Below are 13,760 nucleotides of genomic sequence, written 5' to 3' on the forward strand. Positions count from 1 at the left end.
CAGAAGAAGAAATTGCCGGGGATGATAACGCGTCAGGCGAGCTCATCCCAGATGTAATCGCTGAACTTATCCAGCACGCTGTCGAGGTCGTCGTCAAAGGCACGCTGTAACATTGGCTTACCGCCGCGACGATGGAAATTGCCGGTTTTGAAAACGTCGTCGTCGAGCACCACTTTCTCTTTTAGCGCCTGTGCTAAACGGTCGAGCCAGCTTATCTGCTCGTCGCTCCAATCGTTCTCGCCCTTGATACGCGTCAGTGCGTGGTCGACACGCTCGTCGAACGGTTTGAGCGCATCACCCACCGCCGCAAGACGGATGTGGCCGATCAGCCGGGCGGCGATATCCTGATTGCGCGTTGCTTTCCACGCGCTGCGCAGGGACGACTCTTCAAAATGCTGGCGGTCAAACCACTCCTGCAATTCCACCAGCCCTTTACGAGTTAGGTCGCGCGGGCGATTGATCACCGCCTGCAGCGCGGGCTGGGCGTTAGGGGAACGCTGCACCAGCGCATCAAACGCTTCGAGGAAATCCTGCGGCGTGTCGTAATCGCCATACAGCGATTTGACGCTCACCACCTCATCGTCAATATCGAGGAATATGGGGGCATCGCGCAGGGCGTTGATATTGGTTTTCAGCTTTTCGAGGCGGGCGATAAAGCCGGGGAGCTTATTGAAAATCTCGGCGCTCCAGTGCGGTCCTTTTTCCCGCAGGCGCGAAGCCAGGCCACCGAAGTTTACGCCTGCGGCATCCATGCACAGTTCATCCAGACGGCGGACCTGCTTATCCACCGCTTCGCTGCGATCGCGATTATAAGTGGCGAGGCCAATGATTCTCTGCAGCTTGGCGACCAGCTGTTCATGGCTGTGCTCGGCAAAACTGCGGCCATCCGCTTCAATGGTTTTGTAGGTTTCTGAGTCGGTAATTTCATTGACCAGCGTTTGCAGTTCCACCTGTGGACGCACAACCACCGGGCGCATGGTATCGACGCTTTCCAGCGAGCTGTAGATATCAACACAGTCGAAAATCTTAAAGCTGGTTTTCCCCACCGACGGGCACAGACGCGTGGCACGACCCTTCATCTGCTCGTATAGAATGCGGCTTTTGACTTTGCGCAGGAACACAATATTACAGATTGAAGGAATATCCACGCCGGTGGTCAACAGATCGACGGTAACCACAATATTGGGCAACCGCTCTTTGTTGAAGCGGACGATCATGCTTTGCACTTTCTTCGCGTCTTTATCGGCATCACCGGTGATCTTGATAATGGCGTCGTGTTCAAGCTGCGGATACTTTTTCTTAAACGCGGTGCGCAGCTCGTCAACCACCATGTCGGCATGGGCGTTGGTGACGCAGAACACCAGCGTTTTTTGCTGTCCGGTGGGATCCAGGTATTTGGTGAGCTCACCGCATACCGCACGGTTAAACGCAGGGATCACCAGGCCGCGGTTAAAATCGGCAACCTCAAAATCCTGATCGTCAGCCAGCGTGTCGTTGATCAGCTCGCCTTGCGTGTTCAGGCGTTCCACCTGTTCGCCCTCGGAAAGATAGACCCCATCTTGCGCGTTGCGGGTAACGATCTGAATGGGCGGTTCCTGATCGATCAGGTAGCCGTCGATCACCGCCGTACGGTAGGTGTAGCGGTAAACTGGTTCGCCGAAAATATCAACCGTGTGCAGGGCTGGCGTGGCGGTCAGGGCAATTTTTACCGCGTCGAAGTGGTCGAGAATGCGACGGTAGGCGGAAACGTAATCCAGCTGGCTACGGAACTGCAGCTCGCCTTCGGTCTGCTCTTTATCAAGAATGTAGCCGCGGTGTGCTTCGTCGACCACGATACAGTCGTAGCGGCCAACCGGCATCGGTTCATCGGATTGCAACGTACGCTTGACCAGAGACTGAACCGTAGCGACGTGAATTTTGGTGCTGTCTTCCGGGAATTTGTCGGTCAAGCCTTTGATATCAAAAATACTGTTAAAGGTGTCGCCGTTAATTCGTGTGTCTTCAAACGACCCCAGCGCCTGCTCGCCAAGCGAGCGTCGGTCGACCAGAAACAGGACGCGTTTGAAACGCTGCGACTGGATCAGACGGAACATCAGGGCGATAGCGGTACGGGTTTTACCAGTACCAGTCGCCATCGCCAGTAGGATCTCTTGTTGGCCGTTGACAATGGCCTTCTCTACCGCGCGAACGGCATCCTCCTGGTAATAACGCAGGCCCAGTTCGCTCATTCCGGGGTTATCGGCAAACCACTGATTCTGTTTCTGCGGGTCGCTGCCCAGCATATCCAGCAGCTCTTCCGGGCGATGCCATTCCGGCAGCGCTTTCGACATATTGGTGGTGTGGCGGACGTCACGATACCAGATACCGCTTTTGGTCTTCATTGCCGCGCGGTATTCACGCCCGTTGGTGGAGTAGCAAAAGGGGATTTTAAAACGCTGTGTGCCGCTGGTATCTTGCCAGCTGATTTCGTAAACCGGTAGGGTTTCGTGTATATCGTCGGGGGTAAATTGCTCCAGAAGCGTATCGCGCAAAAACGCATTATCGAAATATTTACTGTATCGATAAGCCTCATTCAGCTTGCCGGGAACATCAATATTTTTACGTTTTGCTTCGACCACTGCGATAGGCTTAAGGCCCACGAACAGAACATAATCCGCAAATCCTTGCTTACCCGTTTCATCTACGCCCGTAGGCCATTCGGCAATCGCTTTATTAATACCCGGTTCCGGGCGAGCACCTTTGGCAAAGCGCAGCATTTTACTATCCGCCTGCCAACCCGCTTTACGTAACTGAGCGTCAATCAGGAAGCGACTCTCCTCTTCACTGAGATTCAGTGTACGCTTGACGGCCTGGTCGGTAATTTCTTTATGGTAGGATTTTCTTTCCTGTTCCGTGAGCTTGGCCAGCTTCGCATTTTTCTCAGCTAACTGCGCTTCCAGTGCTGAGAAACGAGCCAATGTCTGTGCTTCAGTTTCCTGCTGCTTACCTTCAAGAATGGCAATATAGCCGTTCAGAGCAATCAGTTTCTGCTGCTGTGCTTCGAGTTCAGCCTGACTGAGTGCTTTCTCACGTGACTGCTCTTCTAGCTTTTGTTTTAACGTCAGTACTTCCTGACGGTAAAGATTTTCTCCGCGCTCCGGTAAAACAAAAACAGGCACAGGGAAGTCATAATCTTTCGTAACCAAACGGTAGTACCAGACCCCCAGCCGAAAGCCCAGCCTTAAGCACATCTGAGCATCATCAAGATCGTTATGGTATTCGTGGACAGCCTGGTTACCAATACGACGTAATTTATGGAACACGGAAAGAATGCTGTCGTCAACGAAGGCAATTTTGCCAAGCTCACGCAGGAGTTCGTGCTGATTTTCACAGGGAGGAATATCCAGCAGCAGGCCAAGATGTTTTGCCGTCGCTTCCCCAAACATACGCATTTTTACCAGCGCCGTATTGGGATCATCCGGGTAGTTATTTTCCGCCGCGCAAGCGATGGCATAGGTGAAATCGTTCACGCCCTTCAGGAACTCAAAATTGGATTTATTCATCATTGTTATGCTGGCCTGCACATACATTTTAGGAACATAATTTTTACTTTAACTATCTGAAGCTTCCGGAGCAATGACCAAAGTCACAGCAAGTTAATCAACAATGGAAAGAGTTTGGGGTTCGTTACAGCAGAAGTGAGATGTTTAAACCATGCGGGACAGCATACATTCCTTTTCCAGGGTAAAGCTGAAAGCATCCAGATTAAGAAAATTATTCATTTAAAATCACCGAAATGCTGATGCATAAATATAAAATTATTGGATTAGAATATATTCGTTTCTATACACACAATTAATTTGATGTTGGTTGAATCAGATTGTCTTCTGCTGGAAGCAAAAATTTGCGTGGATTCAGACGCAAAAAAAGCCGCCCTTAAGCGACTTTAATTCACATCTTTTGGTGCGAAGGCCGGACTCAAATCATCATTTAACCCTATAAAATATAAATAAAAAATATAAAGCACACTTCAAAGTGCCCCCTTTTGTGCCCCCACCATTTATTTTGATAATTTTAAACTCAACTAATTGGTTTAACTGAAAAAAGATTACTCATCCTATCTTCGGTTTGGATCCGTTGTACGGATCCAAACCAGAACAGAAAAACTTTTTTTTGGAAAAACTGTTCACACTGTTCACTACGGCATTTTATTCAATACATTCAAATGGTTAAGTAGTGAACGGTTGGTGAACAGTGAATACTTTACTGTTCACTTTTGCCGTTTTACAGGTAAAAAAAGACCGGCTATTGCCGGTCAGGGTAGGTTATTTCGCTATAGGGTCATCACATTTTGGCAACCAGTCGGCGTTACTTTCCTCTCTGAGTGCCAGATTTGTCTGTATGCCCTGATTTTTTCGGCGCTTCTCATAACTTAGCCCGTACTCTTTCAGCATGGCCGGCAGTCCCTTACCGAACATGGTGAGGCTGAGTGTATTCTTGTAGCCGTGGGCTTCCATATACGCCAGATAGGCATGATACAGATACAGGCGCGGCTGGCGCGGAATGATGTTGGCATTGCCAATATACATACCCTCAGGCTCCGGCAGTGCTTCCAGATAGCCGCAAAAATCAAATGTCGGATCAGCATCGCGTTTAATACTGAGCGCCTCGTCGGAGTTCTGCTGTGACTGGAGCAGAGCACGGGCAGTCATCGGGTCGCTGAACTTCTGCATAAGCTGGCGCACAATTACGGCCAGCTCGCGAGCGATTTTGTTTTTTAGCTGCGGGTCGCGTTCATCCGGGGCAATCTGTTCCGGGAAATGCAGGATCACCCGGCGACGGGAAACACCGCCGCTGCGGTCGGTAAAGCGCATCGGGTTATTGTTCACGGCCAGGATCACCGCCGGAATATGGGTGGAGTATGCATCCTTGTATTTCGGGTCTACCGAGACCGCATCCCCGCCGGTGATGGCCTTTAGTCCTGCCCCGTCACCGCTCCACTTTTCCTGGTCAGGCAGGCGAATCAGCGAGAAGCCAATCAGAGCCGCACGTTCGCGGGGTGATTCCAGCGTTTCGATGGTGGCCGACGTGGCGTTATCTTCCCCGGCAAGCATCGTCGCAATTTCGGCCAGAATACTTTTTCCGCTCCCGCCGGGACCGGTGACTTCGAGAAAGAGCTGCCAGTCGTAACGGTTAGCCAGCACCATAAACAGGGCGGCAAGTATCACGTCGCGCTTTTCCGGTCTGCCACCGGCGGCACGGTCGAGCCAGCGCCAGAAATCCGGGGCGTGGGTTTCGAGTGTTTCACCTTCCACCGGGGGGGTAAAATCGACATCACAGAGCGTGCGCAGCCAGTGTGATTTATGGTGCGGGTTGAATGTGCCGGTGGCGGTATCGAGTACGCCGTTGCGAAAGCCAATCAGACGCCGTGCCGGGGCATCCTGCTGCGGAATAATCAGTTTCAGGGTCTCCACCACCGAGGCAATTTTCCCCGACGAGAACGGGGCGCGCAGACGCTGGAACAACCCGGCCACGTCGCGCGCAAAGTCAGACGGTGGAATGATTTTCCATATCCCGGCCTCATAGCGGGAGAGGAGCTGGCCGTTCGCATCCACGGCCAGCGCTTCGCCGTAATGCTCATGTACTCGCATTGCCTTTTCACTGGTGCTCATGGCGGTAAATTCCGCTTCGCTCATGGTAGTGAAAGGACTGTCAGCCGGTGGCCGGATGGCGTCATAAATCGCTTTCCGCGTTGCCTCTTCGCCGTGCTGCATAAACGCATCATTCCAGTCACCGAATACCGGCGACAGGGCGACAATGCCCTCGCAGGCTCCTGCGGCCACAGCGGCTTTGTTCTGGCCGTCACCGTTAAGGTCACGGTCGGCGGCGAGGACAATCTGACAGGCCGGGTGTTTCTGGCGGACAAGGCTCGCCAGAGAAAGGAGGTTCACGGACGACAACGCCACCATAACGGTTTCACCGGTCAGGTGATGCACGGTGAGCGCGGTCGCATAGCCCTCCGCTATCCACAGGCGTTTTCCGGCCTGTTTTTTTCCTTCGATGGTGTGGCACGCTCCTTTTACCGCCCCGCCTTTCAGGGTGCGTTTGAGACCGTCAGAACTGATAAGCTGAAGGTTAACCAGTGCGCCGGTATCGTCATACAGCGGGACAACCACATCACCGGCGCGAAACGTCACGCCGCCGGTTTTGTGTGTGGCCGACAGTACCGGACATTCCCGGTCGGGGAAGCCCTTGCGGGTCAGGTAGGCGTTGCCGCTGGCCGGTCGGGTTTTCTCCATGAGCCTGACGGCCAGTGCGGCCGCCGCTTTGCGGTCGGTATCGGTTTCAGCCTCTGCGGCCGCAATCACTTCCGGGGCAACCGGCGGCAGGTTGCCGGTCACGGCGTTCACCTTCCCGGCAGCCTCTGATGCGTTCATGCCGAACACTTTCTCTACCAGCTTAAGTCCGTCACCCGCACCGCACTGGTTGCAGTACCACGTCCCGCGCCCCTCTCTATCGTCAAAGCGAAAACGGTCAGAGCCGCCGCACACCGGACAGGCCTGATGCCGGTTTTTTATGACCTTCACACCCAGCGCCGGGAGAATGTGCGGCCAGTGGCCGCACGCCTGTTTTACCGTCTCTGTTACGTTCATTTTCATCGTTATTTTCTCCCTCAGTGCATAACAGGCGATTGCATGTGACGGGCACAGAGTTCATCCATCACTGCGAGCCCGAGAAAGGACAGCGACGGCGCGGCTTTGAGTGGTCCGGCTTCCATTAAGTCTTCCAGTAGTGCACAGGCAATCTGGCGACCTTTCTCCTCGCCATGCTGGCGCAGGTAGAAGCCCTCCAGCTCGTCGGCAATGGCACTTTCCAGCGCGTCGAGAGTGAGGTGCGGGTAGCGGTGCTGACGTTCGCATACTGTCAGCCACGCACAGGCGACAGCGCGGCGATACAGCGCGGCGCGTAATATGGGCGGTAGTGGCTTTTTCATACGTTACCCTCCCCGGTCAGCCAGCGCTGATTGCAGTGTTCGACCACGCCGTCGAGCTGGGCGGTCATGAGGTAAATCACGGAGGTGAGCTGTAACTGCTGCGCAGGGTCACGACGAATGGCCGTGCAGTCCTGCACCTGCATTAGATCGCCGACGAGCTGGCCGACGTTGCGAAGGTGTTCAAGGCATTCAAGGTCTGCCCGGCTGATGGTGGGCTGATTTATATTTTGCGGCCGTTCTGCACTGTTAACAGGCATAATTTTGTCTCCTGAGGTCGTGCGTATCCCTGCGCAGATACGCACATTTAATATTCGTTATCGTTTTGTAATTACAGATAATGGCGGTAGCTGTTATCCGGTTTTATTTCCGTTTCCGGCCTGAAATTATTTCGCCATTTATACGCCACCGGTGCCGGGCGTTTAACCGGGGGAATATCGTCAGGATATTTATCGATATTCCGCACCCGGTATTTCTGTAATTCCGGGTCTGCGGCAAGCTCACTCAGAACAGCATGGCGGTTTTCAGGACTGCGTTTAAATACGTCGGGAGACTCGCAGGTAAATTCACGCAAAAAACGACCGAGTGGAATTTCTGCCATATCACCAGTAGCGATAATACGAATGAGGATGGTGTAGGTGCGCCGGTAGGGATTCCAGACTTGCCCCGGGCAGCGGTACGGCATATCCCATGGAATACCGTCGGCCAGAATGCCTGACACCACCACGTCAGGAAAGCCTGAACAACGGTATGTTTCACCCGGCTGAGGGAAATCAAACATGGTGCTCCCCTCCGTTCCCCGATGTCGTGGCGAGAAAGTCACGGCACAGGCCTTTGGCTTTCAGCTCTTCCAGTACGTAGCTGACGTCCTCATGGATATAACTAAAAATCTGCGGCAGGTATAGCTGGTGTAGACCGTTCAGTTCACGGTGCAGCAAATCTCCACCAATGAACTGTGAGACGGCGCTTGCGCGATTGAGTTTATGATACGCCTCTATGCTGAGGTGTTCCTGCATGGGGTTAAGGTCATCACGACGCGCTGAGACGGTCTGAGGTGTGTTTTTATTAGGCATGTGACACCTCCACAACCGGCAGACGGGCGGCAAGGGAAAGCACGTATTCGCGGACAAGGGTGCGACGGGCGGCCAGCTCGTCACCGGCAATGGTGCGGAGCATACAGATACGGGGCTTACGGTCTGCGCGACGGACGGCGGCAAACACAAAGACAAACTGCGGGTGTGACGGGGTGAGGGTCGTAGCCATAGGGGCAACCTCCTTGAAGTAGCGGTTATTGCTACCACCAGAGTTCCTACACTCATGGGTGGTAGCCCGGACGGGGGTAGGAATACCGGCCTTCAAGGAAACCGGCCAGCCCGAGGGCTGCCCCGCCCGGACCACCATTATCTGATACAGGCTGGTGTGAAACCACCACAGCCCAAAAATAAGGTGTGCCTGAGCAACGACGTAAAAAAAGACGCATGGCGCGTCTGGTGTCGCCTTGAAGTAACACGGGTTCCTACGCCCGGCTGTCGATTTTGCGACAGCGACAAAACTGTACCAGGAAACACACAACAGATGCAAGCCAGAAAAAGGGGCTTTGTGAAAACGGTTCTGATTCATGCGTTGTATTTCCGGTTACGGTGGGCGATACGTTCTTCCATCCACGCCGTGATTTCAGATTGTAGCCAAGCGACATTCTTACCCCCGAGGGAAACCTGAGCCGGGAAAGCATCACGGGCAATTAAATCGTAGAGCGTGGAGCGGGACAGGCCGCACTGATGAATTACTTCCGGAAGACGTAAAAAACGTTCCTGAGCCGGGGATGAAACCGGCATCGGGTGCGTGCCAGTGTGGGTCGATAGTGCTGATGAAACTGTATGCATAACGCTACCTCGTTAATATCCGCAGAGATCCGGACGTTTCCGTCCGGTATCAGGTAGCGCTCTATTTTGTGAATATTTTGGTCTGATGCAACAAGTGAATTTTGTATGAGGCATGGCACAGACTGTCTGAATTTTGAGCAGCAAAATTTCAAATTGCTTTAAATGACTTTAAATGGCTTCAGGCGGAAATAAGAATTTATCTTCGATTAATTACACCTATGGTTATATGTTAATTAATAGAAATTAACGTAATTATGAGGCAATGCTAAATTTCTATAGCGTGAACAGTTGGTGAACAGTTGGTGAACAGTCACAACCTCAACTGTTCACCCCTTATCTTACTGTATTAATTGTCTTTTTCTTTTCAGTGAACAGTGGTGAATAGTTATAAGTAAAAAAACAAACGATGAGTAAGGTTTTGCTGAGACCTTTCTCTGGCCAGCCGGGTTTTGAGTGCTGTTTGTGCCAGAACTGCCACAACTGCAATGAATCGAGATGTTGTGTGATGAAGGGCAGAATCATTACAGGTTGAATAAACGGAGAGCCTGAACATGAAACCCGAAACACTCATCACCGCCCTGCAAGATGTAGCCGCTCAGCAGTACGCAGATAACAGTCCGCACATCACCGACAAGCTGAGCGCATTCACTGCTGCCAGAGACACCCACGCGGCCAGCATGCAGGCGCTGAAAGAGATTGATACGTCCATTGAACGCTGTAAGCAGGAGCGGCAGACAGCCCTCGATGAGAGCGCTGAGGCGGAGCAAGACTGGCGCAGCCGCTTTCGCACCCTGCGCGGCAGTCTCACGCCTGAAATGAAAGCTGAGCACAGCAGGCGTATCGCCAGTCGCGAGCTGGCCGACGAGTTTACCGGCCTGATTGCGGAGCTGGAGACTGACCGGACACGCGCCATGCTGAATGCCTGCTCCACCGGCAATAAATACCTTTCAGCGCATGAAGATGCCTTTACCGCTTACGCCGGTGCGGAATGGGCTCAGGCTGTCAATGCGGTTCCTGTCACCCTCATCCGCGCTTTCCTGCTGCGCATTCGTGCCCTCGAAATGAAGGGAGAAAGCGCCCCGCAGTCCGTGGCCACTGGCGAGCTGCGCGATGCGCTGAGCCGTCAGGGCAGCCTGTATCACTTCGATATGACGCATGAGCCGGTGTTGTCCGTGACGGACATGCACCGGCCGCAGATTACTGACGTTGATACGGAGCTGTTACGCAGCCCTGCGAAGAGAATGATGCTTGCCAGAAAGCTGGCTGAAAATGGCGAGACAGAAGCGGAGGGGTAAGCATGTTTCACTGCCCGTTCTGCAAAACCAGCGCGCATTCCCGCACCAGTCGCTATCTGTCCGATAACGTCAAACAGCGCTATCACCAGAGCATGAACATCGAGTGCTCGGCCACGTTCCGCACGCTTGAATCCATCGACGGGGTTATTCGTTCACCGGTGACAGAGCCGGTTATCCCGCTACCCGCACCGGCGGCCACCGTTAACCGTGCCGGTGCGTAAGCACGGCCAGTCATCAGGAGAAACATACGTGACCACACTGACGCTACAGAAAGCCTTTGAGGCCTGTCAGGCAAATAAATCCGCCTGGCTGCAACGCAGGGAAGAACTGACGCAGGCCGAACAGGCATACCGCGAACAGCTTGCCGGCAGCGGCCACAGCGGCCGGAGCCTGCAAACCCTGCGCGAGATTATCGACGTGAAAAAATGGGAAATTAATCAGGCTGCCGGTCGCTATATCCGCTCGCATGAGGAGGTGCAGCGCATCAGTATCCGCGACCGTTTAAATGATTTTATGCAGGTGCACGGCGCGGAGCTGGCCGCCGCCCTTGCCCCTGAACTGATGAATTATCCCGGGCAACACCCCGCCGTTCAGCGCTGCGCCATGCAGCACTCACTCGACTATCTGCGCGAGGCGCTACAGCTCTGGCTGGTCGCCGGTGAAAAAATTAATTATTCGGCGCAGGATAATGACATTTTAACGGCCATCGGATTCAGACCTGACGCGGCTTCGTGCGATGATAGTCGTGAAAAATTCACGCCTGCACAGAACCTGAATTACACCCGCCGCCGTGCAGAACTGGCCGTGCAGTAGTCCGCTTAAAAATCCCCGAAAATCCCGCCATTTTTACGTATAAAAGCCATGCATGCATAGGTGCATGGTTTTGCATGCGTTTTAACGACACTGAATTCCCCGCCAGCGCCAGACTGGCGCACCCTGAGGCCGATCATGCATCTGCATTAAAAGCGCCCCCTTAAGCGGGCAGGCGGGGCGGGGAGAGCATTGCGCGCCAGCATCAAAGTGTTTAGATAATTTCGCGGCCTAAGGCTGACGACACGTAGTACGGATTTGTACGACTGCCTATTACTGGCGAATACTATTCGAGGGCGGCGCTACCGCTGAAATTACCAAGCTAAAGGAGACGAAAAAGCCGCCTTAAGGCGGCCTACATCAGTCACTTGTTGGGTGCCTAAGGTGTAACTTTTAAATCCGGTCATATACTGTCTCGCAAATTTTTTGCATCGCTTATTCGTTTCTGTAGCAACCTGTACCAATCCACATATCAGTCTAAAGCTGTCAGATAAATTAGGCAATCATGGAGCAGACGGCACGGCGGTACATGAGTAACGTAACTATTTTCTCAACTTTTTTAAGATGTTGTGCAAAACTGACGCATGGGAGCACGCTTCATCAGCTTTTTTTGTTTCCGGATATGGAATGTTGACAATCAAAATGTTATCAATATCTTTTATGTGATCTTAAAATCGTAATAAGGATAGTGAATGCGTATTGGAACTGTAGAGGAAATTCACAATTTTTTAAGTGAATACTATATCAACTCCGAAGACCCTATATCCCCGCCAGGAGTGAAAGATATTGGGTTATTAGAATCAGCGTGTGCAAGACCGTTTGCTTCCGCCGGTGGGCAGGATGCTTTTGGAGATGTATACCACAAAGCAGCAGCACTATTCCATGGAATTATTTCCAACCACTGTTTTTATAACGGAAACAAAAGAACCGCATTATTATCAGCCCTTTATTTCTTGAGCGAACATAACCTTTGGTTAGAAAGATGTAATGATGAGGAAATGTTTGAGTTTACTCGTCAGGTTGCCGCTCATGAAATATGTGAGAAAAGGGATGATGAGATAGATATCATAGCAGATTGGTTTAACAGAAACACTCGGCGAATAGTGAAAGGAGAAAAGCCCCTTAACTTTTCGAGCCTACGAGAAAGTTTATCTCAATTTGATTTTCAACTAGAAGATGAAGGGCAATATGCATTTATCTATAAAAATGGTGAAATCGTTGAGAAAGTGCTAAAAAAAGGGAAGCAAGGAATGCAAGAATATGATCAAGCATATATTGCTGAGCTTCGAAAACGTTTAGATTTAACGCCTGAACATGGGATTGATAGCGCTCGTTTTTATGGACAGAAAGGTTTGAATGAGGATTTGAATGAATTTATGAAACTTCGTGTAAAAGTTTTTGATTGGCTGGCCAAGATCTAAAATAATAGAAGCCTGCGCTCCGCAGGCTTCTATTATTCAAATTAAAAAAATTGCGTACTGTTAATCATAAATTTACACCTGCTTTTTTGCGAAATCATATGGTGTAATATAATCACTAATATTTTTTTCAAGATAATCAGCCCACCACTGTACCATCAAACGACGTTCATCCAAATGCTCAGAGGTATGGATATAAGCTGCACGTACATTATTACGCTCTGAGTGGCTCAACTGTCGTTCTATCGCGTCATCACTCCATAGCCCTGACTCACCTAGCGCGCCACGCGCCATCGTCCTAAATCCATGCCCGCAAACCTCGGTTTTTGTGTCATACCCCATCGCACGCAATGCGCTATTTACCGTGTTTTCACTCATAACCTTCGTTGCATCGTGATCCCCTGGAAACAGCAGCTCTTTATCACCACTAATTCGCTTGAGTTGCTCTAATAAAACCATCGCCTGCCGACTGAGAGGGACAATATGCTCCTCTTTCATTTTCATGCCACGATACGAATAACGCACACCTTTGATTTCTTCTCGCTTTGCAGGTATACGCCAAAGGGATTTATCGAAGTCGAACTCATCCCATCGCGCGAAACGCAACTCACTGGAACGCACAAAAGTTAGTAATGAAAGCTCGACTGCAATCCGTGTCATTACACGGCCACGATATGCAGCAAGACGAGCAAGAAACTCAGGGAAGCGACTCGAGGGTAAAGCTGGATAGTGTCGTGCTTTGGTTGTTGATAACGCACCGGCCATATCACTGGCTGGATTTAAGTCGATGTAATCGTTCTGTACGGCATAACGCATTATGGCCGTGACGCGCTGTTGCAGGCGCTGAGCGACGTCATGCTTACCACTGGCATCAACTTTTTTAATCGGAGCTAAAAGGTGGCTGGTTTTGAGCTGACGAATGTCGGACGAACCGATATGAGGAAAAATATAAAGCTCAAGATAGCGAAGAACGCGCGATCGATGGTCTTCGCTCCAGCGCTTGTTACTGTCATGCCATTCACGAGCGATAGTTTCGAAAGTATATGCCCCAGAATTCTCAGCCTGAGCTTCTTTCTGTTCGGCTTTTGGGTCAATGCCCTGCACTAACAGCTTTTTAGCTTCATCACGCTTTGCTCGTGCCTGAGCAAGCGTCACCGTAGGCCAAACACCAAACGCGAGGCGATCCTCTTTCTTGTCGGAGGGGCGTCTGTATTTCATGCGCCAGTATTTAGAACCCTTGGCCGAAACCTCGAGATACAAACCACCGCCATCGGCCATTTTGTAGTTTTTGTCTTTTGGCTTTGCGGTCTCGACCTGTCTGGCGTTGAGCTTCATTTGGGGGCACATTTCTAATCGAAGTAAAGATGCCCCCAATTATGCCCCC

General features: G+C 51.6%; 13 protein-coding genes. 4 read left to right on the forward strand and 9 right to left on the reverse strand.

Features of this window, described 5'->3' with window-relative positions; all coding sequences use genetic code 11:
• Positions 1-32: 32 nt before the first annotated feature.
• From hsdR to SK62_RS18345, 8 genes are all read right to left on the reverse strand, one after another.
• Positions 33-3,545, reverse strand: coding sequence for a type I restriction-modification system endonuclease (gene hsdR / locus SK62_RS18310; protein ID WP_048249786.1), 3,513 nt, complete (start codon positions 3,543-3,545; stop codon positions 33-35).
• A gap of 759 nt (positions 3,546-4,304) precedes the next feature.
• Positions 4,305-6,638, reverse strand: coding sequence for a primase-like DNA-binding domain-containing protein (locus SK62_RS18315; RefSeq protein WP_045339590.1), 2,334 nt, complete (start codon positions 6,636-6,638; stop codon positions 4,305-4,307).
• Positions 6,639-6,652: 14 nt separating this feature from the next.
• Positions 6,653-6,973 carry a DUF5375 domain-containing protein gene (locus SK62_RS18320; protein ID WP_032620858.1) on the reverse strand — a complete coding sequence of 107 codons (321 nt, stop codon included), beginning with the start codon at positions 6,971-6,973 and terminating at the stop codon, positions 6,653-6,655.
• Entirely contained in the window at positions 6,970-7,230 is a 261-nt protein-coding gene (locus SK62_RS18325; RefSeq protein WP_044488962.1) for a hypothetical protein, read from the reverse strand. The genes SK62_RS18320 and SK62_RS18325 overlap by 4 nt, the downstream gene beginning before the upstream one ends.
• A gap of 71 nt (positions 7,231-7,301) precedes the next feature.
• Entirely contained in the window at positions 7,302-7,751 is a 450-nt protein-coding gene (locus SK62_RS18330) for a hypothetical protein (RefSeq protein ID WP_017694616.1), read from the reverse strand.
• Positions 7,744-8,043 carry a derepression protein gene (locus SK62_RS18335; protein WP_017694617.1) on the reverse strand — a complete coding sequence of 100 codons (300 nt, stop codon included), beginning with the start codon at positions 8,041-8,043 and terminating at the stop codon, positions 7,744-7,746. Before SK62_RS18335 ends, SK62_RS18330 begins: the two co-directional genes overlap by 8 nt.
• Positions 8,036-8,590 carry a host cell division inhibitor Icd-like protein gene (locus SK62_RS18340; protein WP_045339587.1) on the reverse strand — a complete coding sequence of 185 codons (555 nt, stop codon included), beginning with the start codon at positions 8,588-8,590 and terminating at the stop codon, positions 8,036-8,038. Before SK62_RS18340 ends, SK62_RS18335 begins: the two co-directional genes overlap by 8 nt.
• On the reverse strand, positions 8,587-8,853 hold the full coding sequence (locus tag SK62_RS18345; protein ID WP_026094409.1) for a helix-turn-helix transcriptional regulator: 267 nt from the start codon (positions 8,851-8,853) through the stop codon (positions 8,587-8,589). The genes SK62_RS18340 and SK62_RS18345 overlap by 4 nt, the downstream gene beginning before the upstream one ends.
• A 551-nt stretch (positions 8,854-9,404) precedes the next feature.
• On the opposite strand from SK62_RS18345, the gene SK62_RS18355 reads away from it, so the two are divergent.
• From SK62_RS18355 to SK62_RS18370, 4 genes are all read left to right on the forward strand, one after another.
• Positions 9,405-10,148: a hypothetical protein gene (locus SK62_RS18355; protein WP_047718333.1), complete on the forward strand. Its 744-nt coding sequence runs from the start codon at positions 9,405-9,407 to the stop codon at positions 10,146-10,148.
• Between the two features lie 2 nt (positions 10,149-10,150).
• On the forward strand, positions 10,151-10,369 hold the full coding sequence (locus SK62_RS18360; RefSeq protein WP_047718331.1) for an ogr/Delta-like zinc finger family protein: 219 nt from the start codon (positions 10,151-10,153) through the stop codon (positions 10,367-10,369).
• A gap of 28 nt (positions 10,370-10,397) precedes the next feature.
• Positions 10,398-10,961, forward strand: coding sequence for a phage polarity suppression protein (locus SK62_RS18365; RefSeq protein WP_017692853.1), 564 nt, complete (start codon positions 10,398-10,400; stop codon positions 10,959-10,961).
• A 689-nt stretch (positions 10,962-11,650) separates the two neighbouring features.
• Positions 11,651-12,379: a type II toxin-antitoxin system death-on-curing family toxin gene (locus SK62_RS18370; protein WP_047718330.1), complete on the forward strand. Its 729-nt coding sequence runs from the start codon at positions 11,651-11,653 to the stop codon at positions 12,377-12,379.
• A 72-nt stretch (positions 12,380-12,451) separates the two neighbouring features.
• Here SK62_RS18370 and SK62_RS18375 read toward each other — a convergent pair whose 3' ends face one another.
• Positions 12,452-13,711 carry a tyrosine-type recombinase/integrase gene (locus SK62_RS18375; protein WP_047718329.1) on the reverse strand — a complete coding sequence of 420 codons (1,260 nt, stop codon included), beginning with the start codon at positions 13,709-13,711 and terminating at the stop codon, positions 12,452-12,454.
• Positions 13,712-13,760 lie beyond the last annotated feature (49 nt).

Source organism: Enterobacter sp. BIDMC109 (assembly GCF_001037885.1).
GTDB classification, from domain to species: Bacteria; Pseudomonadota; Gammaproteobacteria; order Enterobacterales; family Enterobacteriaceae; genus Enterobacter; species Enterobacter hormaechei_C.

Bases quoted from the DNA above. Each gene is read 5' to 3' on its own strand.
- SK62_RS18330 (WP_017694616.1), bottom strand. From the start codon at position 7,751: ATGTTTGATTTCCCTCAGCCGGGTGAAACATACCGTTGTTCAGGCTTT.
- SK62_RS18340 (WP_045339587.1), bottom strand. From the start codon at position 8,590: ATGAATCAGAACCGTTTTCACAAAGCCCCTTTTTCTGGCTTGCATCTG.
- hsdR (WP_048249786.1), bottom strand. From the start codon at position 3,545: ATGATGAATAAATCCAATTTTGAGTTCCTGAAGGGCGTGAACGATTTC.
- SK62_RS18345 (WP_026094409.1), bottom strand. From the start codon at position 8,853: ATGCATACAGTTTCATCAGCACTATCGACCCACACTGGCACGCACCCG.
- SK62_RS18355 (WP_047718333.1), top strand. From the start codon at position 9,405: ATGAAACCCGAAACACTCATCACCGCCCTGCAAGATGTAGCCGCTCAG.
- SK62_RS18335 (WP_017694617.1), bottom strand. From the start codon at position 8,043: ATGCCTAATAAAAACACACCTCAGACCGTCTCAGCGCGTCGTGATGAC.
- SK62_RS18370 (WP_047718330.1), top strand. From the start codon at position 11,651: ATGCGTATTGGAACTGTAGAGGAAATTCACAATTTTTTAAGTGAATAC.
- SK62_RS18325 (WP_044488962.1), bottom strand. From the start codon at position 7,230: ATGCCTGTTAACAGTGCAGAACGGCCGCAAAATATAAATCAGCCCACC.
- SK62_RS18320 (WP_032620858.1), bottom strand. From the start codon at position 6,973: ATGAAAAAGCCACTACCGCCCATATTACGCGCCGCGCTGTATCGCCGC.
- SK62_RS18315 (WP_045339590.1), bottom strand. From the start codon at position 6,638: ATGAAAATGAACGTAACAGAGACGGTAAAACAGGCGTGCGGCCACTGG.
- SK62_RS18375 (WP_047718329.1), bottom strand. From the start codon at position 13,711: ATGAAGCTCAACGCCAGACAGGTCGAGACCGCAAAGCCAAAAGACAAA.
- SK62_RS18360 (WP_047718331.1), top strand. From the start codon at position 10,151: ATGTTTCACTGCCCGTTCTGCAAAACCAGCGCGCATTCCCGCACCAGT.